Below are 21,885 nucleotides of genomic sequence, written 5' to 3' on the forward strand. Positions count from 1 at the left end.
ATCTAGTATTAAAAGGCAACTAGCGTAATATGTGTTATTGTTAAGTAACCTAACTTGGTTATTGTGTTTTAGTTATCACATTGTCGTGTAATAATGTGTAGCTGATTAATGAAAAAAGTTGTAAACTGAATTGATAGTCGCTAAGCTACTTCGTAATTAGTTTCACTGTTCAATAATACATCTGAAAAAATATATATTTTTTAGGTAATCTAGAAAGCGGTCTTGCTTAACGTAACACTAATATTATCCTTTGGAGGAAGTCCATGAAATTGAATAAAATTGCTCTAGCCCTATTCGCCGTAACAGCTGCCCCACTAGCAGCTAATGCCGGCGTTACTATTAGCCCACTATTATTAGGCTATCATTACAGCGAAGGCGCTGATGAAGATCAGAGCGACCTTTTTAAAAGTGGTAATAACACGGCTGCAATTGGTGCTGAACGTAATGATGGCGTTTATAAAGAAAACGGTCTTTATACTGGTGCGGCACTAGGTATTGAGATTACTCCTTCTACTCAGTTCCAAGTTGAGTATGGTGTATCAAATACTGATGGTCAAAGCGACAACGCTAACTTTGACGTTGAACAGCAAATGTTGTCTGGTAACTTTTTAATTGGTACTGAACAATTTACTGGCTACACTGACAGCAAACTTAAGCCATACGTTTTAATCGGTGCTGGTCAATCTAAAATTAAAGTAGAGAACCAAGACGCATACGTTTCAAACAGAACAACAGAAGCATTCCCTGCTGGCTCTAACATCAAGGCTGGTTCTGAAGTATCTCAATCAACTGATACCATCGGTAACCTAGGTCTAGGTGCTATGTATCGTATCAATGATGCCCTAAGCCTACGTGGTGAAGCACGTGCGATTCATAACTTTGATAATAACTGGTGGGAAGGCATGGCCTTAGCTGGTTTAGAAGTTGTACTTGGTGGTCATTTATCACCAGTAGTAGCTGTACCACCAATGGTAGAGCCTGCAGCACCTGTTGATACGCCAATTTATGTTGTTGAAAATGACGTTGATTCTGACGGCGATGGCGTACCTGATAGCATCGATGCATGCCCAGGTACTCCAATGAATGTTGTTGTTGATGAACGTGGTTGCCCATTACAAGTAGATATTACTGATGAACTAAAAATGGAGCTACGTGTATTCTTTGATAACGATAAATCAGCTATCAAAAACCAATACCAGCCTGAAATCGCTAAAGTAGCAGAGAAGATGCGCGAGTATCCTAACTCTATCGCCCGCGTTGAAGGTCATGCTTCTAAAACTGGTCCATCAGCACGTTACAACCAACGTCTGTCTGAAGCCCGTGCCGTTGCTGTGAAATCTATGTTGACTAACGAATTTGGTATCGCGCCAAACCGTCTATCAACTGTTGGTTACGGTTATGACCGTCCAATCGCTGACAACAACACTGAAGAAGGTCGTGCTATGAACCGTCGTGTTTATGCCATCATTACTGGTGACAAAACTATGACTGTTGAACAAACTAAAGACATGATTGTTGAATAAGTAGTTACTTGTTACGACATAGATAGTTTGTAAAATTACAAAAAAAGCTACCCTTTGGGTGGCTTTTTTTATTTATGTCCGTAGATAAATAAGTTATTACATAAATTTATGATCCAATAATGCTATACTATCCGCCCACACACTTTGTAAATTAGCAAAGCGTGCACTAGCATGGCTAACGGTACGATGGATGTATCGGTATCGGTATAGATTTCTATTTCTACTTTGACAACTTAATCCAGTGCACATATCGTGCAATCGTTTAAGGGCAAAGTACAGTATCTGACTGATTGATGATGAAAGCTTATCCAGCGGCGCCTACTGCTACTACATTTTTTCAAGACAAAACGAGCATTCTATATGGCGAACGACATTAAACATTTGCGTAATATTGCAATTATTGCCCACGTTGACCACGGTAAAACGACTTTGGTTGATAAGTTATTACATCAATCAGGTACTTTCGGCGATCGTGCAAATATTGCAGAACGCGCGATGGATTCAGGTGATATTGAGCAAGAGCGCGGTATTACCATTTTGGCTAAAAACACCGCCATTAGATGGACAGATAAAACTGACGATGTTGAATATCGTATCAATATCGTAGACACCCCAGGTCACGCCGATTTTGGTGGTGAAGTTGAGCGTGTTATGTCAATGGTTGACTGCGTTCTTCTAGTGGTTGATGCGGTTGATGGACCTATGCCACAAACACGCTTTGTGACGCAAAAAGCGTTTGAGCAAGGTTTGCGTCCGATTGTTGTTATTAACAAAATTGACCGTCCTGGTGCACGTCCTGACTGGGTAATGGATCAGATTTTCGATTTGTTTGATAACCTAGGTGCAACTGATGAGCAGTTGGATTTCCCAGTTGTTTATGCTTCAGCATTGAATGGCATTGCAGGTTTAGAAGCCGATAAATTAGCGGATGATATGACGCCGTTATTTAAGACTATCGTTGATGTTGTACAGCCACCACAGGTTGATGCAGAAGCTCCATTCCGTATGCAAATCTCAAGTATCGATTATAATAGCTTCGTCGGTGTTATCGGTATTGGTCGTATTCAGCGTGGTAAAATATCCACTAACACGCAAGTGACTGTGATCGATAAAGACGGTAACACACGTAATGGTCGCATCTTAAAAATCATGGGTTACCATGGTCTTGATCGTATCGACGTTAGTGATGCACAAGCAGGCGATATCGTATGTATCACTGGTATTGATGCACTGAATATCTCAGATACTATCTGTGATCCTAATCACGTTGAAGCATTGCCAGCGTTGACGGTTGATGAACCAACAGTATCTATGAATTTCCAAGTTAACAACTCACCATTTGCTGGTCGCGAAGGTAAGTTTGTGACTTCACGTAATATTCGTGAGCGTTTAGAGCGTGAATTGATTCATAACGTTGCATTGCGTGTAGAAGACACGGAATCTCCTGATAAATTTAAAGTATCAGGTCGTGGTGAGCTACATTTATCTGTACTTATCGAAAACATGCGCCGTGAAGGTTTTGAGCTGGGTGTATCAGGTCCAGAAGTTATCGTGAAAGAAGTTGATGGTAAGCTTCAAGAACCGTATGAAAACGTTATTTTTGATATTGAAGAACAACATCAAGGTAGCATCATGGAGCAAGTTGGTCTACGCAAAGGCGAGATGACTGACATGCAGATTGATGGTAAAGGACGTATACGTATTGAAGCTACTATGCCTGCGCGTGGTCTGATTGGCTTCCGCTCTGAGTTTATGACTTTAACCTCAGGTACTGGTATTCTAACGTCAAGCTTCTCGCATTATGGACCACAGAAAATTGGTGATGTTGGTGGTCGTGCGAATGGCGTATTGGTTTCTATGGCAAAAGGTGTTTGCTTAGGTTTCGCTCTATTTAACCTACAGAAACGCGGCAAGATGTTTGCTGAGCCACAGCTTGAAGTGTACGAAGGTATGATCGTTGGTCTGAACTCACGTAACGATGATATGGCTGTTAATCCAACGACAGCCAAACAGTTAACCAACGTCCGTGCTAGTGGTACTGATGAAGCGTTAACTCTAACACCAGCGATTAAGTTCACCCTTGAGCAAGCACTTGAATTTATTCAAGATGATGAGTTGGTTGAAGTAACACCGAAGGCTATCCGTCTGCGTAAACGTTATTTGACTGAAAGTGAGCGTAAGCGTCACGGTCGTAAGAAAGGTGCTTAATTTTAGTTAATACGTTGCTTTAATAGGACATACTAAGATCAAGTTAAAATACTGTCCCTAATTTGGTAAATTAATATTGCTTTTTTAGGGTCAATATTTAAAGGTAGTAGCATAAAGTGAGCGATATATAGTGCACTTTATGCTACTATTTTTTTATGCCTGTTATAAGTCAACAATGATTCATACCTCAATAGGTATTATCAATAAAGTTAACCACCAAGACTATTTGTTAAGGAGATAATGCTATGAGTATCATATCTGAGTTTAAAGAGTTTGCTATCAAGGGCAATGTGATGGATTTGGCGGTTGGTGTTATCATCGGCGGCGCTTTTGGTACCATCACCACCTCATTGGTTGAAGATATTATTATGCCAATTGTCGCACTGATAGCTGGCGGCGAACTAAATTTTAAGAATATGTTTATCGTATTAGGGGATATTCCTGAAGGTGTCGCAAGAAATTATGATGCGCTGAAAGCTGCAGGCATACCGGTTTTAGCCTATGGTAGCTTTTTTACGGTACTGATCAACTTTATTATTTTAGCGTTTATCATTTTTATGATGGTGAAATTTGTGAACCGTTTACGTCGTCAGCAACCAGCTGTACCTGACGCGATAGCAGAGGAAATTGTATTGCTTCGTGAAATTAGTGCCAAACTTGGTAATAATAATAGTGTTAAATAATCAGATATGATTGAATAAATTGATATGAAATAAAAAAGGCTAACGTGATAAGTTAGCCTTTTTTATTTTTATAAAGACTTAAATAAGAATCTATTGTGCATTCACTATCACGTAGTCATTGGTATTGATGAGAATCTCCGATGGGCGGTCGACGATGATACGTACTACATTATCATTAGTGACTTGTGACTTATAATAATTGTCTTCAGCAACGGTACAACCTAAGCAACGCGCCATGGCATCCCAAGGTTCAACGAAGAGCTTTTGCTGCGCTTGATCGGCATTACCCCCAATCAGTGAAAAGGGTAGGCTGACCACATAGGCAACCGTACCCGCCACCGCGTTGACCAACTGTAAGGGTTTGCCAACGATAGTATCTACTACCATGGTGTTATAAGAAGGACCAAAATCTGTTTCATCAATTTCTATAGCTGCTGAGGCAGGTTGCATCAATGCCAGCATAACGCTTAAGCCTACAACAGTGGTGGAAATCTTATGCGTAAAGGTACGCTTTGGGTTAGCATTAACAGTCATAGCAGTATCCTAAAAAACGTCCTAAAAATCATAAGTATTAAAGATAAACATCCTTTAATAATACGATAACAAATGAGTAACAATAGCGACTATTAAAGCAAGTTGCGCGTTGATAAGCAACATAAATGCGTCGGTAATCTTTACTAGATTTTTAAATGACTCAATTATTAAAGTGCTAAATTCTTAAAGCACTGAATCGAAGAAAATTATTTCACCATTTCTATATTAACGGCTGGCAATTAGGACAGTAAACACTGGCACGACCGTTGAGCTTAATATTATCAAGAGGCGTATTGCACTTGGGGCAGTTTTCACTTTGTTTGCCATACACGTGTAAAGTTTGCTGAAAGTAGCCAGTTTGACCACTGGCAACGGTAAAGTCGCGTAAGGTTGAGCCACCAAGCGTAATGGCTTTTTGCAGAATGACTTTGATATGCTCAACCAATACGGCAATCTCCTGATAGGATAGCTGATGCGCTGGAGTGGCTGGATGAATACCTGCTAAATATAGGCTTTCGGTGGCGTATATATTGCCTACTCCAACGACTACTTTCTGTTCCATTATGACCGATTTAATCGGGCGTACAATTGGGCGTTTCTTACTAACTTTATCCGTTGCTTCAACGTCTTTTCCCGTGCGTTGGATGAAATGATATAAATAATCAGCGGTAAAATCTGACGATAATGGTTCAGGACCTAAATGATCTAATAGCTTGCTACCATAATCATCATGCCATAAAACTGCGCCAAAACGTCTGGGATCATGGTAATGCAGTTGCGTAGCCGTACCGGCAACATTGTCAGGATCGCGAAAGGTCATGATTAAGTGATCATGTTTACGCTTATCTGTACCCAAAGGATGCTGCTGCAAACTACCTGACATCCCTAAATGTATGATGAGTTGACGAGTAGGCTGCTGTTTTAGTGTTGGGATAAAGGTGATGATTAAATATTTTGCACGACGCTGCACTGAATCAAGCGTGTAACCGGCTAAGCTGTCTAAATCAGTAGGCATGAGCCAACGTAACTGTGGCTGAAACACTTGCACAGCATCAACTTGCTGACCCAATAGCGGGGTCAGGCTGGTTTTAGTGGTTTCGACTTCGGGTAACTCAGGCATAGTGGTTTTTTATAAAGACCTTATCAAGATGAAAGACAGTTCTAATTTACGGTTAAATAACGGATGACTCACTACTAACCATTAACTAAGCACTGGCGTGTTTTAAGCAAAACCTTGAACTAGGCAACAGCACGACGGGCATGTAAGATTCCTGGCTGCTGCTCAAGTTTGGCTAATAATTTTGATAACTGCCCGAGTCCTGAAACTTCGATATGAAACCTTAAAGAGGCAATATTATCATCGGTACTTAAGGTTTCAACTTGGCGAATATTGACATTTTCTTTATCAATAATATGGGTTAAATCTCGTAGTAATCCGCGCCTATCGTAAGCTTCAATGTGAATAGCAACCGGTTGTGATCGACCGGATTTTGCTGTCCATGAAGCACTGATTTGGCGCTCAGGCTCGCGTTCAATCAAGCGTGTATATTCAGGGCAGCCACGATTATGGATACTGACGCCGCGTGACAGGGTGATATAACCAGAAATTGGCTCACCATGAACAGGATGGCAGCAGTTTGCTAGACTAATCTCAATATTATCGAGACCATCAATACAGATTTTATAAGCATCAATCTTGCCAGTAGACTTTGGATCAACGCTTGGGGTGTATTCTTCTTCTTCTTTTTCGGGTTCTAAGTGTAGCTGACGGGAAATATGTCCGGTTAATTGATTGATACCAATTTCGCCAGTAACCAAGCCCACCCGAATATCGTCGGTATTTTTGACATTGAAAAGCGGCAAGTAATCGTTTAAATCAATGCTATTGGGATGCAATGATAAACGTTCAAGCTCTTTACTGAGCATGTGCCGACCGATTTCAATATTTTTATCACGGTCTTGTTTATTAAACCATTGGCGCAGTTTTGAGCGTGCGCGGTTGGTGTGAATATAACCCAATGAGGCAACGAGCCAATCACGGTTAGGCTCGCGTGAGGATTTAGTGATAATCTCAACTTGCTCACCGGTTTTCAGTTGATAGGTCAGCGGCACATAGCGTTGATTAACGCGTGCGGCTTGAGCGCGATTGCCGACTTGAGTGTGCACATGGTAGGCAAAATCAAGGACGGTTGCGCCTTTTGGTAGCTCAGTAATATCACCGTCACGACTAAAGATATAGATACGTTCAAGCTCGTCAAAATCGACGGTTTGTTCATAATCATCGATTTGCTCAATATCGTCTGTTTCATCGCCATCGGCACGCGCCGTTCGGAGATGATTACGGTTTTCATTATTGATAGACAGCAGTTGCCGCAATGAGCTGATACGTTGACTGAGATATGTGTCTTTTTTATTCTTCAGCCCTTCTTTATAATTCACATGCGCACACATGCCAAGCTCTGCTTCAAAGTGCATGCTATTGGTACGGATTTGGACTTCTAGAGATTTATTTTCAGCAATGACAGCGGTATGTAATGAGCGATAGCCGTTGGATTTAGGGTTGGTAATATAGTCGTCAAACTGCTCAGGAATATAGCGCCATAGCCCATGCACCAAACCCAAGACATGATAGCAATCTGAGGTGCTCTCAACCAATACGCGTAGGGCGCGGATGTCATACAGTTGGTCAAACGATAAGCCTTTAAGCTTCATCTTACGATAAATAGAATAGATATGTTTAACGCGACCAGAGACTTCGCCCGCAATACCTGCTTCTGCTAATGCCTGATTAAGCTGCTGCTCTACACGCTGAATATAAGATTCGCGCTCGCTACGTTTTTCAGCAAGCAGTTTAGCAATTTCTTTATAATGCTCAGGGGCAAGATAGCGAAATGCCAAGTCTTCAAGCTCCCATTTTAGCTGCGCAATACCCAAGCGGTGGGCGAGTGGTGCATAAATGGTCATGACTTCACGAGCAACGCGGTACTGACGATCGCTATCAGAAAAGGACAGCTCACGCATGGCAAAAGTACGCTCAGATAGCTTAATCAGCACCACACGCACATCGTTAGTGACTGAGATGAGCATGCTATAAATATTCGATAGCTGCTCGCGCTGATTATTGACAAAGTGGTCTTCTAAGCGCTTATTACTCTCAATAATATCAGACAGCTTTCCCATCGCTAAGGTGTCTTTGACAAGAGTGCTGATATCGGCACCAAAGCTTTTTTCGATTTCATTCATACTGATTAATGACGTGCGAGCACTGCGGTAGAGTAGCGCCGCTACTAGCGCATCTTCATCTTGATACAGATAGGTCAAAATATCGGTCATACCGATACCGGTCACATAAGCACCAGAGCGTTCAGACTCATGGGTATTCATACGGCTACGAATAAACTCGCACGCCATCGTTAGCTTGGGTACGGATTCTTGTCCGATGCGTTGAGCGACTTTATCGAGCCAAGCGGGCACATCAATATTATTATGGTCGAGATCAAGCGTTTCGATGTCTAAAGAAATCATTTGCGCCTCTTCTAACATGGCATTGTCTAAATAGCTGTTACTTAAATAGGCTGCTCTAAGATTTGGGTCATCGCTGTAATAAGCATGATGTGCTGAGCGATCAAAAGTAGTGTGCAGCTTATGAGTGCTTAGCTGCTGTTTAATATCGAGTGGAATTTGGGCGTAGCTATTGGCAGTTTGCTGCGTGCGTTGGGTTGCAACCAGCTTTGCCGCTGATGTCGCGCTATCGGCTTGTGTGGTTTGTCCATCCATCAGTGGCAGACCTTCACGAATTTTTACCATAGCCGCATCCTTTTGTCTACTTTGAAACGGTATGACGTTTCTCTATTATCCATTTTTTATTTGTTATTATATTTATGTGGTCAATGAACGGTTACTAATTATCTTATTATGTGACTTTTGAAGTTATGTAGTGTTTGAAATTATGTGACTTTCGAACCATGATTCATTATGTCACTTTCGAACGATGATTCAAGCGCGTGTCTGTAATAATCGGGGATATAAGAATAACACAATCATTAAATTTTAATAAACTTTAATCGAATTTTTAATAAAGGATTATTCTTATAACGCGATTATTATGACGCTATGATGCTGACACTATAGGTATATCACTACTACGCTGAGATTTTTTCAAAACGAGCAATGGATTCTACATGACCCGTATGACAGAACATATCCATGACACCAGCATGAGTGAGACGATAGCCCTGTTCAAGCAATGCCTTAGTATCGCGTGCTAGGGTAGCAGGATTACAAGAGACATAAACGATACGTTCTGCGTTAAACTTAGGCAAATATTGCATAATTTCCCACGCACCAGAACGTGGTGGATCAATCAGCAGCGCATCAAAACCTTGATTTGCCCATGGTTTATCAGTGCAATCTTGGGTTAAGTCTTGGGTATAAAACTCGGTATTGTGAATGTCATTACGACGCGCGTTTTCAGTGGCGCGTGCAGTCATTGCATCGCTGCCTTCGACGCCGACGACTGAACCCGTTTCACCAACCAATCGTGCTAGTGGTAAAGTAAAGTTGCCTAAGCCACTGAATAAATCAAGCACACGTTCGCCTGCTTTTAGGTCTAATAAGTCGCACGCTAATTTGGTCATTTGGCGATTAACGGACAGATTTACTTGGGTAAAGTCAGTTGGAATAAACTCATAGGTTAAGTTGTATTCAGGCAGTTGATAATACAGACGACCAAACTGTTGGCTCATGTCATCATCCGCAGTAAGAGCAATGCGCACGACACTATCCGCGCCTTTTGGTTGCAAATATAGCTGCCAATTGCGCACGGCAAAAAATACTTTGAGTTTCTCAACATCAGCATTTGACAACGGTTCTAAGTTGCGCACAATCAGCGCGACGGGTTGATTGCCATCAGGTAACTCTGGTAAATATTCACCCATTGCTAGCTCAAGCTGGGCGATTTTGTCACGGCTATCTAGAGTGCTTATTAAGGCTTTTAAGTTTTCAATCTCAAAGCCAATACGTGGGTCGAGAATATGACACTCATTTAACTCGGCTAAAAAGTTGCTCGAACGTTCGCGAAAGCCGACTAATGCGGTTTCTTTTTTAGCCACATAACGTACGCCCAAACGCGCCTTGGTACGATAGCCTAAACGGTCGCCAATGATAGGCGCAAGCCATGTTTCTGGCTGTACGTTTGCTTGGTGCTGCAACATCTCGGCAAGTACCGACTGCTTAAAGGTAATTTGACTCTCTGGCTGCCAATGCTGCAAGTTACAGCCACCGCAAACGCCAAAATGCGGGCAAGGCGGAACAGCGCGCTCAGGATTTGGATTGGCGGTAATCGTCACCGCATCGCCTTCTTCAAAGCTAGCACGGCTATTGGTTAATTTAACCTCGACAGTTTCACCGGGTAAGGCAAAGCTGACGAACACTTTTTTACCGTGCTTTTCTTCCGCATGACCGTCCGCCACACCAAAGCCATTACCATACACGGCAACGCCACGTCCATCATGAGACAAGCCATCAATAATAAAAGTTAGTGGCTCGGCATCTTTTAGACGGCGGCGCACCTTTGGAGATGGCTTATTCTTTTTATTACTGGGTGGAATGGTGATGGTTTGTGCGTCGCTATGGTTGGCAGCGGCATTGGGAGTTACAGAAGTCTTTGAGTCGGTGGGTTGCATAAACCTGCCTATATAATGAGGGTGTTAAAAATAATGGCAATTTTAACATATAAAACGGCTTAGGTATTCGACCGTGTTTTAAGCAGCGTAAGTAAAAAGACGGCAACTATAGATAGGGTATAGTTGCCGTCTGCATAAAACTTTAAGTTATAGATAAAAAAATTTGTTAAATAAATGAATGATTTTAAATTTATAGCGTTATCCAATCCGCAAGAAACTCATGATGGCGTATCGTACCGTCCTCTTGTGTCATTACGGTTAAATAATCACGGGTTTGCTGTTGCCACGCGTTGAAACCTTCTGAGGATAATTTGCCAGTCAAACGCAGCCAACGCAGATAAATCAACCATGTATTCAGCACGTCAGATTCACAATAAACGGTCAGCGTGTGCCATTTATCTTGCGTTACCAAATCACCGACCATACTGCCATCCACATCGGTCTTACCCGGTAGTCCGTACAGACTTGCGACCACATCCATCGATTGACGCGCACTCGCACCATATTGGCTAAACCTATCCATCAAGTCTAAATGCCGATGTTGATAACGATTGACATAATTATTAAAGCGCATCGAGCTAATAGCATCGCCTTCTTCAAATAGCAGCGGCACGCTTAAATCGTAAAGCATGGCACGGTAGAGAAGAACCGGAATATCGAATCCTGAGCCATTCCAACTGACCAGTTGTGGCAAGTCTTTAAAATCACTAAATGCCTTAAAAAATTTGCGTAAAATTTCCTGTTCTGATAAATGCTCTGCGCTCAATGAAAACAGCGTGGTTTTGTCACCTTGCACATAAAAGGCTGAAATACACACAATGCGCTGTAGCGGCACACGCATAAAATCGCGTCCGCTTTCTTGAATGCGAATAGCTGTTAATGCAGATAAGGTGTCGGCATCATTTAAATCCGCCAGTTGCGGATAGATACGGCGCGCAGCATCGGTATCAGCAACCGTCTCGATATCGAATACCAACACGGGATTGTAAGGTAGGGCATTGTTCATGACAGTATCCTGATTGACCATGTATGGGATTTATTAAATATCGTTATCAGTAGAGGGGTTTAGGCTGTCATCAATATTATACAGACCCGTGGATAAATAACGGTCACCGCGATCGCATACAATAAATGCAATGACGGCATTAGGATTGGCTTTGGCAATCTGTACCGCTGCCCATGCCGCAGCACCGGAAGATACTCCGGCAAAAATGCCTTCTGTTTTAGCCAATTTACGCATATAAACTTCAGCGGTATGTTGGTCAACATCCATGACTTCATCGACCAAATCAGCCTCATAAATCCCTGGCATATAAGCGGCAGGCCAGCGACGAATTCCGGCAATCGACGCCTCTTCATCAGGTTGCAAACCGATAATTTGGATGGCTGGATTTTGTTCTTTTAAATATTGCGAGACGCCAGTAATCGTGCCTGTGGTGCCCATTGAGCTGATAAAGTGGGTTATTTTACCATCCGTTTGCTGCCACAATTCTGGACCGGTGGTGAGGTAATGCGCTTGCTTATTATCCGGATTATTGAATTGGTCTAGCACCACGCCCAAGCCGTCCGCTTGCATTTTTAACGCCAAGTCGCGCGCCGCTTCCATACCGTCATCCACTTCAATCAAGGTTGCGCCATAGGCAATCATCGCGTCTTTACGTTCTTGCGTTGAATTGGTTGGCATCAGTAAAGTGATGGGATAACCACGCATCGCAGCGACCATCGCAAGCGCAATGCCGGTATTACCACTGGTGGCTTCAATCAACGTATCACCGGGCTTAATATCACCGCGCAATTCTGCCTGATAAATCATATTAAAAGCGGGGCGATCTTTTACCGAACCGGCTGGATTGTTGCCTTCTAATTTGGCGAGTAACTGTGCGCCATTATTAATCTGTTCTTGTTCAGGCAAGCGCTGCAATCTCACCAATGGCGTTTGACCGACGCAATCAGCAAGGTCAGTTATTTGGGTAATAAAGTTCGCGTGTGACGCAGTTGTAGACGACATAAGACATCCTTGTTGTTATTTTCAATAGTCAGGTAAAGGTTAAAGGGTGCTTGATATACAGATAAAGGGCAGGTAAATAAAAGTGGCGTTATTATATCAGTTTGTTTTTACCTGCGCTGATAGCATCCAGAGTTATTGGTAATTCCGTAGTCATTAATAAGTGGTCATTAATAAAACGAACCCATCACATTGTCAGCCTTTATCTTTATAAATGCTGCTAAAATACGTTGAGTATTCAGACCGTTAGTAAGATAGAGTTATCATTACAACGTCATAAAATGGCTATATAAAAGCGGTTGTATAAATGCTAGGGCTGATTACTCTAAATAGCCTGGCATAACCGTCAATACCGTCAATGGAGTTTACCTTTAGCATGGCATACAAAAAACGCTTTGATACCAGTAGCGCCTATGGTCAGTTGATTATCTTGGTGTTTTTGCCCATTTGTGTGTTGGCGGCGGTCGGTGGTATTTTGGTGTTTTATGAAACCATGCGTGCCAGTGAGTCGGAGCAGAAAGCCTTGGCAGAAGCGGTATTGATTCGCTATAAACCCATGGTTACTGAGCTGATTCCAGAATTACTGGAGCAAGAACGCCAACAATTAAAAGACAATGAAAAAACAGCGAAGCAAATCGTTGGTGGTGTCGCCTCTGTCAGTCAGACAGCACTTGAAACCAGTATGAATCATGCGCAATTGCCAGTACCGCAAGTGCGCTCTGACCATTATATGGGTGCGCGTGGCGGCAGTTTGAGCAGTGCCGTCCTTTCAGAAGATGCACTGGGCGGAGTAAAAACACCAACGCCATCGAATGCGGTCATTATTGATGAGAAATTATCTATTGATAGCAATCAGCCCAATCCTAAAATTGCGCCACAAGGCGCGATGGCAACGCTGGTGGCGATTCGCGATAAGCTCAGTCGTATGCAGTCTGAACAACACGTACAGCGCATTGCCGTGATTAATGAGGATAATCAAGTATTGGCGACGGTGGGCTATGGTGTGAATGAGGTGTGGCCAATGATAGACACCTCGCAAAACTTTTTATCGCAGCAAGCAACCCCTATTGGAACGGCTTATGGTAGTGCCTTGGGCGAATTTGAAGGGCAACGCTTGTGGCTGTTGGTCGATATGGACAATGAGCCGCTCTATATTGCGCGCTATCGTATTGCGATGGCATTGGTCATTACGGGTTTATTGACTATTTTAATATTGTTATTGAGTCTCAATATCTACGCTAAGCGTTGGATTGCGCCTATATATGAGCTGCGATTGCAATTACAACGTACCCATGTCGATAATTTATATAAGCCCATTCCAGTAGAATCTGATGGCGAGTTGAATTTATTACAACAAGATTTGGTTAAAACGTTACGGCGCTTACATGGTAGTTTTCAGGAGCTAAAAGATCACGCTGAACAAAGCGAAGATGATTTGCGTTTGGCATTTGATGAAATGGAAATGCAGAATATCTCTATCCGTAATTCGCGTGATGCCGCCATTTCAACCAGCCAAGCCAAATCCGCATTTTTAGCCAATATCAGCCATGAATTGCGCACGCCATTGAACAGTATTGACGGTTTTATTAATTTGCTGGCGCGTCATGGCGAGCTCAATGCAGAGCAAGACTTGTACGTGCAGACCATTCGTAAATCTTCCGCGCATCTGCTAGCCTTAGTCAACGATGTGCTTGATTTCTCTAAAATCGAAGCGGGTAAATTATTACTCGACCGCCATGAGTTTGACTTATATGACACCATTTATGATGTTGTTGATATGCTCTCGCCGGTGTCGGCAGAAAAAGGCTTGCGCGTCGCAGTATTGTTTTATAACGATGTGCCGATGCGTATCGTTGGCGATGCGCTACGCCTCAAACAAGTGCTGACCAATATCGTTGGTAATGCCATTAAATTTACCGATACTGGCGATGTGGTGGTACGTGTCAGCTTGGACGATTATCAAGACAATTATCTGATGATAAGTGTGCAAGATAGTGGCAAGGGCATTTCTGCTGCCGATCAAAAAATGCTATTCCAAAGCTTTAGCCAAGGCGACCCCTCGATTACCCGTCAATATGGTGGTAGTGGACTGGGCTTAGTTATTTCTAAACAATTAACCCGCTTGATGGGCGGTGACATTGGTTTTTATGACAATGCGCAAGAGAATATTGCCAATCAAGGCGCGACCTTTTGGTTTCGGATGCCAACCCATGTCGATGTGCTAGAGGCAGAAACGGGTCAAACCATTCCCTTGCCGGTGTTAGCGCCGCTTGCTAGCCCGACCGATGAATTTCATGTTTTGGTATGGATTAATCATGCGGCATCACGCCAAGTATTAAAAGCAAGCTTGCAAAATTTGCCTATTCATTTGACCCAAGCCAATTCTTTACCTGGTGTGCTTGAATCGCTAAAAGAGCGCGGTAATTATTGGGATTGGGTGATTGTCGATAATGATACCCAAGACGACATGATGGCGCTGCTCAAGCAAATCCGCCTGCATTATCAAGGTAAATTGGCGGTTTTTGGTTATCAAGTTGCCGCTGACCAAGCACTACTCAACCGTTATCACGCTAATATATTGTACGAGCCACTCGATAAGCGCCAACTGTATGCCATGCTCGATACGCAAAAGAAAACCGTGCCGGTACAAAACCAAATGCCGCGTTGGCATGGGGTGACCGTATTGGCAGTGGATGACCACTTGCCTAATCTGTTAGTTTTGGATGCGCTGCTCAGCGAGTTTGGTGTCAATGTCATCACCGCCAATAGCGGTTTTGAGGCGATTGAGATGATTAGTAAACAACAAACCAAAAATAATAAAACCTCAAAAACGACGCAGCAAAGCCTCTCTAATAAAACCCAAATTTCTAAAGCAGAAGCCCGTGCCCAAGTCAGTAAAACCGCGACTAACGCTAATAACGTTAATGTTTCGAGTGGCACAGAGGACAAAAACCGTACCGATGATAAAGACCGCATTGACCTGATATTTATGGACATTCAAATGCCGCGTATGTCAGGGCGTGAAGCGGCAGAGCAAATTCGCAATATTGAAAATCCTGAGCATCGTATTCCTATTATTGCCTTAACCGCGCATGGATTATCGGATGAGCGCGACAAACTGCTTGCCAGTGGTATCGATGATTATGTCGGTAAGCCGATTAGTCAGCCGCAACTGCTACAAGTGCTGCAAAAATGGCTGAATCGCCCAGCCACGTCCGAGCGTTATACCGCGCCGAATGCGGTAGTTATGAATACGGATACGCAAACGGTGACCGAAGCGCAACCATCATCCCAACCCGCATTACAACATGCATTGGCGCCAGAAACTGCCCCTCACTTGCTGGCTGCACCAAAGTTATTAACCCAAAATCCAGCAGCGAATAATGCTAATAAGGATTATCGTGCTACCAACGTGCCAACCAGTACAAGAAAGCCTGGTATGCCCAAGGATAATAATATATCGCGCCCGCTTTCTCTCAAAAAAATTCGTGACAACTATCTACGTGACAGCCAACCGCGTGATGACTATCTGCGTGAACCTCAACGCATCACCCAGCCACGCTATCAAGGATTGCATTATCAAGGTCACCCACAAGACCCAGTAACAGATGCGGTATATGCCTCAGTTACTGAGGAAGATAACCCGTTGCTAATGCAACAGTCACAAGAAAGTATATTAAAAAGTAGCGCTATCGACGACTTAGAAATTTTAGACTGGCAAGATGCTTTAACGCGTTCAGCCAATAAACCAGATTTGGCGGCCACCCTGATAATTATGATGCTCGATACCATTGTTAAGGAAAAGGAAGCATTGGCACAAGCATGGCAAGATCGTGACCGTAATGAGCTTAGCCAAATTGCCCATCGTATCTTGGGCGCGAGCCGTTATACCGGCGTGCCGCAACTGCGCCAAGCCAGTCAAGACTTGGAAGATAAGTGTTTGCTTAACATTCAACATACCACGCCGGCACAATTCGCGATGCTCAAGCCTTATTATGAGACGTTATTACTGGCGCTTACCAATTTACAAACGCTTGATTTAACCCCTTATCCAGAGTTGGGCTTTCATCGTCTTAGTGAAAATGATATGGCATGGAAAATGATTTAACTTCAACCATATTTTGAGCATAAGTTCTGTATCAATGATAGCTGATGATAACGATGGCTCATAAGTGTCAAATCTTTACAGTCAGTTATTGATACGGCAGCGATGATATAAGGCTGTTAACATTGACTCATTATTTTTGCTGTTAAGGACTGTCATGCACGCTGTCGCTACCTATCAATATCAAACCTTACAAGTGAGCATTGCCCAAGCTGTTTTAACCGTTACCTTAAATCGTCCGCATAAAAAAAATGCTATGAGTTTTGAGATGATGCAGGAGCTGCTTGCGGTGGCATCGCGGATTCGTAAAGATAAAACGCTGCGTGCGGTCATTATTAATGGCGCTGGCGAAACCTTTTGTGCCGGTATTGATTTGAGTGATTTGAACCAACCCAAAAACCAAGCCTTTGCTTTATGGGAATTGATAAAACCGTGTCAAAGTCTATTTCAGCGCGTTTGTCTAGTGTGGCGAGAGGTGCCAATGCCGGTTATTGCGGTGTTAGAAGGACATTGCATTGGCGCAGGTTTACAATTAGCGTTGGCTTGCGATATGCGCATTAGTACGCTTGATTGTCAATTATCTATTATGGAAGCGAAGTGGGGTTTGGTGCCAGATATGGGTTTGACCCAGTCAGCGCTTGGTGTAGTACGTGCCGATGTGCTCAAAGAATTGGCAATGAGCGCCAGAGTGATTGATGCCACAGAAGCCGCGCGTCTAGGTCTGATTAGTCATTGTAGTGATGCGCCATTCGCCTACGCGCAAACCCTTGCTGCTGAATTTGCAGCACGTTCTCCTGATGCGGTACTGGCGAGTAAACGGATCATTAATGCGATGCATCAACAATCCGCCATAACCCTATATCAAGAAAAATTATGGCAAATAAAACTGCTGCTCGGGCGTAACCGTAAACTTGCGCTCAAAAAAGCCAAGCAAGCCAGCACCGTATTTACTAGCCGCCAATTTCGCTAATAGCATCGTTCTACGTACATTATAAATACGTTAACGCTGTCGTTTTTACGTGAAGGCGACTTGCTGAACTTTATATACTTATTGAAATATAAGCAGACAGCGTTATATCAGATAGTATGATATAACGCTGTCTGCTATTTTTTTCTTTGTATTAGCACTAAATCGATACCCTAACACTTTAATCATCATGGTCTAAAATATGTCTGTTCCAAAATCTACCCCGCCGCACCAATCTACCGCCTCAACTCGTGTACGCTCAGCGGAGCTACCTATTGCATGGATTATGATGCTTGGGTTGATTGTTGCCGTTGGACCGTTATCAATCGATATGTATTTGCCAGCGCTACCGTCAATGGCAAAGGATTTTGGCGTACCGACTGCCTTTATTGCCAACTCAGTTCCCGCTTATTTTGTGGGTTTGGTGTTTGGGCAATTATTTTATGGACCACTCAGCGATCGGATAGGGCGCGTTAAACCGCTATATTTTGGCATGATTTTATATGTTATCGCCTCAGTGCTTTGTGCAACCACCAATAATGAATATGTACTCTTTGCAGGGCGTACTTTACAGGCGCTTGGCGCGTGTGTCGGGGCAGTTGTTACGCGCGCGGCGATTCGGGATCGTCTCACAGCAAGACAGACAGCAAAAGCCTTTTCGATCATGATATTAGTTATGGGCTTAGCGCCCATCTTAGCGCCTTCACTGGGGGCGCTATTTTTACAGTTCTTTAGTTGGCATTCTATCTTTTGGTTTTTAGCGGCATTTGGCTTACTCAATTTATTATTAACTAAGTTTTTCTTTTTTGAAACTCTGACCGAAGAAAATCGTAACGTCCGTCCGGCTAAAGAAGTGCTCAGCCAGTATTGGGACTTATTAAAAGACCCTACGTTCAATTATCCAGCCATTGGTGGCGGTCTACTAATGGGCGCGATGTTTGTCTATATCAGCGCCGCTTCTGAGTTAATTATGGATACCTATGGTATGTCATCGACACATTTTGGTTGGATTTTTGGGATGAATGCTGCAGGATTTGTGGGCTTGACCCAGCTTAATCAGTGGCTTACCAATCGTTTCCGTATCCTTAGTATCTTACGTTTTGGGGCGATGATGCAGGTCATTGCGTCGGCAGGCTTGTTTATTCTAGGTCTTATTTTCGGCATTGATGCGTGGTTACCATTAGTATTGGTTTGTATTTTCTTCTGTATTTCTGGTCTTGGCTTGACGCAGCCAAACTCATCCGCCATTGCACTGGCGTTTCAAAAGCAGCGTGCTGGCATGGCAAGTGCGCTACAAGGCTCGCTGATGTTTTCAGTGGGTATTTTTGGCGGCTTATTACTCAATCTCTTCCCTGTTAATCCCGTACTTAAAATTGGTATTACGATGTTTTTGCTGATGAGTCTCGGCTGTCTGTTAATTTGGCGTATTGATCGGAATCTAAATCTTGATGATGCAGAATAGCGGAGTACTGCCTACAGATAAGTCGCAGTGGCTATTAAAAAAATGAAATTTTGTCGTTGCTTTTATCACATCACTTAAGTATTATCTAATGTAAAGTTATGTATTAATTGTACGTTTATTATAAAAATAACATTACTAGAATATAACGGAACTCTATTAACGCTATGTCTTCTTGAAGAATAAGCTAATCAGTACTTCTTTAATACCAAAGCAAATATTTTTTCTTATTATTTTTCATATTATCCTGTCTCTTTACCTAAACACTGCTTAAGCGTTAACAAGGCGCTTGAGCAGTGCTGACTATATTTACTCTTACAAACGACAATAAGACTCAGCCCATACCTTACTTAGCTTTAATTGAAAGCCACCATAACGAGTACGATGCGGTTGCTCTTTCTTTCTGTCGATTATAATAACGTTAATACTATCAATAAATTAGGTTTTACCACCTCATTTTTATTCTCTAATTGAACAAGGAAGTTAATTATGGATGTGCCGTCAAGGTCGAATTTAGACATCCCTAAAAGTCGTTATACCGCCATTATTGTCTCTGTTGTTATTTTCTTATTATTAACCTCAGGGGTTCTAATCACCAGTATTTATAACTCACTTAAAATCCGTGATTTGCGTGCCGGCACAGCGTTAAGTGCCAACTTACGTAGTGATATTCCACGGCTGACACAAGAGATATATCTACTAAACACTATGCGAGAGCAAAAACAGCTTGCCGCTGAGCTTGCTATTCAAACGACCAAAGTCAATAAATTGGCTGAATCGATTGATGCTGAGGTGAAAACACTGGTTGATGGTGGTAAAGTTAATATTCGAGACGAAGAAGATGTCTATAAGCCCTCACAAAAAGCAGATCAGCTTGAGTATGTGCAAAAGACATCAACGCTATGGGCGCCTTATAAAGCGGCATTAGGGCGATTTGTTATTGCTGATACGTCTTTAAATGCCAGTGCACTTGAAAATGAATTTGGCGATGCAAGCCAAGGTATTTATAATAATGCAACGGGCTTGACCGACAGCTTAAGTGGTGAAAACGGGCAACGTGCTTCTTTCTTAAGAAACTTGCAGGTCTTTGGTATCTCATTTGCGATTATCTATTTTATCGTGTTCGTACTGTACTTTGTTCGTCGCCTAAAAGCTTCGGATGAAGAGCTGATTAGTGCGCGTCGCGAAACGCAAGAGATTATGGAAACCGTTAGTACAGGTTTGTTCTTGCTTGATAAAGACCTCAATATCGGTCAGCAGTACTCAACGGCTTTAACCAAAATTATTGGCTCTGACCGCTTAGGTGGTGAGAACTTTGCCAGCGTTCTACGTGGTCGTATTTCTGATAAAGACCTCAACACGACGCGCCAGTTCATTGAACAGCTATACAATCCTCGTGTGAAAGAAAAACTGGTTGAATCCCTAAATCCGTTGCATAAAGTGATGCTTCATGATACCTCTGGTGCTCAAGCGTCAGATAGCCGTTACTTAGACTTTAAGTTCTCACGCGTTTATGAAAATAAAGAAATTGCGCGTATTTTGGTGAACGTGAGTGACGTATCGGATGCGGTTTATCTAGAGCAACGCCTAGAGAAAGAAAGTGCGCAAAACGACATGCAAATTGAGATGTTAACCACTATCTTGAACGTGAATCCAAAAATTATTAATGAATTTATCACGAATACTAAATTGCATATCGATAAGATGAATAATGTCCTAAAAAACCCAGGCAGCTCGCAATATGAGCTTGAAGGCAAACTTAGTGCTATTTATCGAGAGATGCATAGCCTAAAAGGTGAAGCCTCTGCCCTTAAATTGCACAGCTTTACAACCATTGCATCAGACGCCGAAGACAAGCTTAATGCGTTACAGAACCAAGGCAAACTTGGTGGTAATGATTTCCTACCCTTAGCCGTCAATCTGGATGAATTATTGAGTCTGTCGAATACGATTGAAACCTTAGGTCAGCGTATTAATCAAGCCGCGCCTACTAGCATCTCTAATGTGAAAGCGACTACTGCACCTGTTGATAGAAATGAGTGGGATGATTTTAATATTACCGACTCAAGTGTCAATAGTGCTGTAGATAATGCTGTCAGTGCGGATAACGGTTGGGATAGCGGTTTCAATAGTAATATTGATGTTGAGGATAACTCTGATAGTCATTTACTACCTTATTATCAAGATTTTGCGGCACAAATTGCTGCCAGACAAGGTAAACAAGTAGAGCTTAATATGACGTCGTTAGCTCATGTTGAGATACCAGTCCACCTTAAAAAAGCGGTTAAAGATATTAGCATTCAGCTATTACGTAATGCCGTCGTGCATGGTATTGAAGATGCTAATACCCGTACGGCAGCGGGTAAACCTGCCACGGGTGTGATTGCCTTACAGATGAAGAATGATGGTCAAAACTTTACCATGACTTTAGAAGACGATGGTCAGGGCATCAATTTTGATGGTATTCGTGACAAGCTCGTCGCTATGGGTCGTTTCGATGCTGCCGCTGCGCGCAACCTTGATCGTAATGAGCTGTTAAAGCAGTTGTTCTCGTCAGGCTTCTCAACTCGAGATGTCGCAGATGAAGATGGCGGTCGTGGTGTAGGCTTAGACATTATCAAAGCCCAAGTCAAAGAATACGATGGTAAGCTCAACGTGAATAGTGAATTTGGTAAAATGACACGTTTCGTCATCACCTTGCCTGCTGCTTAATTAAG

13 protein-coding genes are annotated in these 21,885 nt (G+C 42.7%); 7 read left to right on the plus strand and 6 right to left on the minus strand.

Features of this window, described 5'->3' with window-relative positions:
• The first annotated feature begins 263 nt into the window (after positions 1–263).
• From AOC03_RS08330 to mscL, 3 genes are all read left to right on the plus strand, one after another.
• On the plus strand, positions 264–1,523 hold the full coding sequence (locus tag AOC03_RS08330) for an OmpA family protein (protein WP_062535013.1): 1,260 nt from the start codon (positions 264–266) through the stop codon (positions 1,521–1,523).
• A gap of 360 nt (positions 1,524–1,883) precedes the next feature.
• A complete protein-coding gene (typA, locus tag AOC03_RS08335; protein WP_062535014.1) occupies positions 1,884–3,731 on the plus strand; it encodes a translational GTPase TypA in 1,848 nt (615 codons plus the stop codon).
• 245 nt (positions 3,732–3,976) lie between these two features.
• Positions 3,977–4,414, plus strand: coding sequence for a large conductance mechanosensitive channel protein MscL (mscL, locus tag AOC03_RS08340; protein WP_062535016.1), 438 nt, complete (start codon positions 3,977–3,979; stop codon positions 4,412–4,414).
• 90 nt (positions 4,415–4,504) lie between these two features.
• Here mscL and AOC03_RS08345 read toward each other — a convergent pair whose 3' ends face one another.
• From AOC03_RS08345 to cysM, 6 genes are all read right to left on the minus strand, one after another.
• A complete protein-coding gene (locus AOC03_RS08345) occupies positions 4,505–4,948 on the minus strand; it encodes a hypothetical protein (protein ID WP_062535018.1) in 444 nt (147 codons plus the stop codon).
• 220 nt (positions 4,949–5,168) lie between these two features.
• On the minus strand, positions 5,169–6,068 hold the full coding sequence (gene mutM / locus AOC03_RS08350) for a bifunctional DNA-formamidopyrimidine glycosylase/DNA-(apurinic or apyrimidinic site) lyase (protein WP_062535020.1): 900 nt from the start codon (positions 6,066–6,068) through the stop codon (positions 5,169–5,171).
• Positions 6,069–6,187: 119 nt separating this feature from the next.
• The gene (locus AOC03_RS08355; protein ID WP_062535022.1) at positions 6,188–8,755 is read right to left on the minus strand and encodes a RelA/SpoT family protein; all 2,568 of its coding nucleotides are present in this window, start codon (positions 8,753–8,755) and stop codon (positions 6,188–6,190) included.
• 335 nt (positions 8,756–9,090) lie between these two features.
• Positions 9,091–10,632, minus strand: a complete 1,542-nt coding sequence (gene rlmD / locus AOC03_RS08360) for a 23S rRNA (uracil(1939)-C(5))-methyltransferase RlmD (protein WP_062535024.1) — start codon at positions 10,630–10,632, stop codon at positions 9,091–9,093.
• A 190-nt stretch (positions 10,633–10,822) separates the two neighbouring features.
• Positions 10,823–11,638, minus strand: a complete 816-nt coding sequence (locus AOC03_RS08365; RefSeq protein ID WP_062535026.1) for a 3'-5' exonuclease — start codon at positions 11,636–11,638, stop codon at positions 10,823–10,825.
• Positions 11,639–11,671: 33 nt separating this feature from the next.
• A complete protein-coding gene (gene cysM / locus AOC03_RS08370; RefSeq protein ID WP_062535028.1) occupies positions 11,672–12,640 on the minus strand; it encodes a cysteine synthase CysM in 969 nt (322 codons plus the stop codon).
• A gap of 373 nt (positions 12,641–13,013) precedes the next feature.
• Between cysM and AOC03_RS08375 the strand changes: the two genes are divergently transcribed.
• The 4 genes from AOC03_RS08375 to AOC03_RS08390 all read left to right on the plus strand — a co-directional run bounded on the left by AOC03_RS08375 (position 13,014) and on the right by AOC03_RS08390 (position 21,880).
• Entirely contained in the window at positions 13,014–16,745 is a 3,732-nt protein-coding gene (locus AOC03_RS08375; protein ID WP_084785816.1) for an ATP-binding protein, read from the plus strand.
• Positions 16,746–16,899: 154 nt separating this feature from the next.
• Positions 16,900–17,712, plus strand: a complete 813-nt coding sequence (locus tag AOC03_RS08380) for a crotonase/enoyl-CoA hydratase family protein (RefSeq protein WP_062535030.1) — start codon at positions 16,900–16,902, stop codon at positions 17,710–17,712.
• 199 nt (positions 17,713–17,911) lie between these two features.
• Positions 17,912–19,171 (plus strand): multidrug effflux MFS transporter, encoded by a 1,260-nt coding sequence (locus tag AOC03_RS08385; protein WP_062535032.1) that lies wholly within the window; start codon positions 17,912–17,914, stop codon positions 19,169–19,171.
• Positions 19,172–19,657: 486 nt separating this feature from the next.
• Positions 19,658–21,880 carry an ATP-binding protein gene (locus tag AOC03_RS08390; RefSeq protein WP_157049301.1) on the plus strand — a complete coding sequence of 741 codons (2,223 nt, stop codon included), beginning with the start codon at positions 19,658–19,660 and terminating at the stop codon, positions 21,878–21,880.
• Positions 21,881–21,885: the final 5 nt, after the last annotated feature.

It is taken from the genome of Psychrobacter urativorans (assembly GCF_001298525.1).
Lineage (GTDB): Bacteria > Pseudomonadota > Gammaproteobacteria > Pseudomonadales > Moraxellaceae > Psychrobacter > Psychrobacter urativorans_A.

What these genes read in the sequence shown, in the direction of transcription:
- AOC03_RS08330 (WP_062535013.1), top strand. Translation starts at nt 264, where the DNA reads ATGAAATTGAATAAAATTGCTCTAGCCCTATTCGCCGTAACAGCTGCC.
- AOC03_RS08345 (WP_062535018.1), bottom strand. Translation starts at nt 4,948, where the DNA reads ATGACTGTTAATGCTAACCCAAAGCGTACCTTTACGCATAAGATTTCC.
- typA (WP_062535014.1), top strand. Translation starts at nt 1,884, where the DNA reads ATGGCGAACGACATTAAACATTTGCGTAATATTGCAATTATTGCCCAC.
- AOC03_RS08380 (WP_062535030.1), top strand. Translation starts at nt 16,900, where the DNA reads ATGCACGCTGTCGCTACCTATCAATATCAAACCTTACAAGTGAGCATT.
- AOC03_RS08375 (WP_084785816.1), top strand. Translation starts at nt 13,014, where the DNA reads ATGGCATACAAAAAACGCTTTGATACCAGTAGCGCCTATGGTCAGTTG.
- AOC03_RS08390 (WP_157049301.1), top strand. Translation starts at nt 19,658, where the DNA reads ATGGATGTGCCGTCAAGGTCGAATTTAGACATCCCTAAAAGTCGTTAT.
- mscL (WP_062535016.1), top strand. Translation starts at nt 3,977, where the DNA reads ATGAGTATCATATCTGAGTTTAAAGAGTTTGCTATCAAGGGCAATGTG.
- mutM (WP_062535020.1), bottom strand. Translation starts at nt 6,068, where the DNA reads ATGCCTGAGTTACCCGAAGTCGAAACCACTAAAACCAGCCTGACCCCG.
- AOC03_RS08355 (WP_062535022.1), bottom strand. Translation starts at nt 8,755, where the DNA reads ATGGTAAAAATTCGTGAAGGTCTGCCACTGATGGATGGACAAACCACA.
- cysM (WP_062535028.1), bottom strand. Translation starts at nt 12,640, where the DNA reads ATGTCGTCTACAACTGCGTCACACGCGAACTTTATTACCCAAATAACT.
- rlmD (WP_062535024.1), bottom strand. Translation starts at nt 10,632, where the DNA reads ATGCAACCCACCGACTCAAAGACTTCTGTAACTCCCAATGCCGCTGCC.
- AOC03_RS08385 (WP_062535032.1), top strand. Translation starts at nt 17,912, where the DNA reads ATGTCTGTTCCAAAATCTACCCCGCCGCACCAATCTACCGCCTCAACT.
- AOC03_RS08365 (WP_062535026.1), bottom strand. Translation starts at nt 11,638, where the DNA reads ATGAACAATGCCCTACCTTACAATCCCGTGTTGGTATTCGATATCGAG.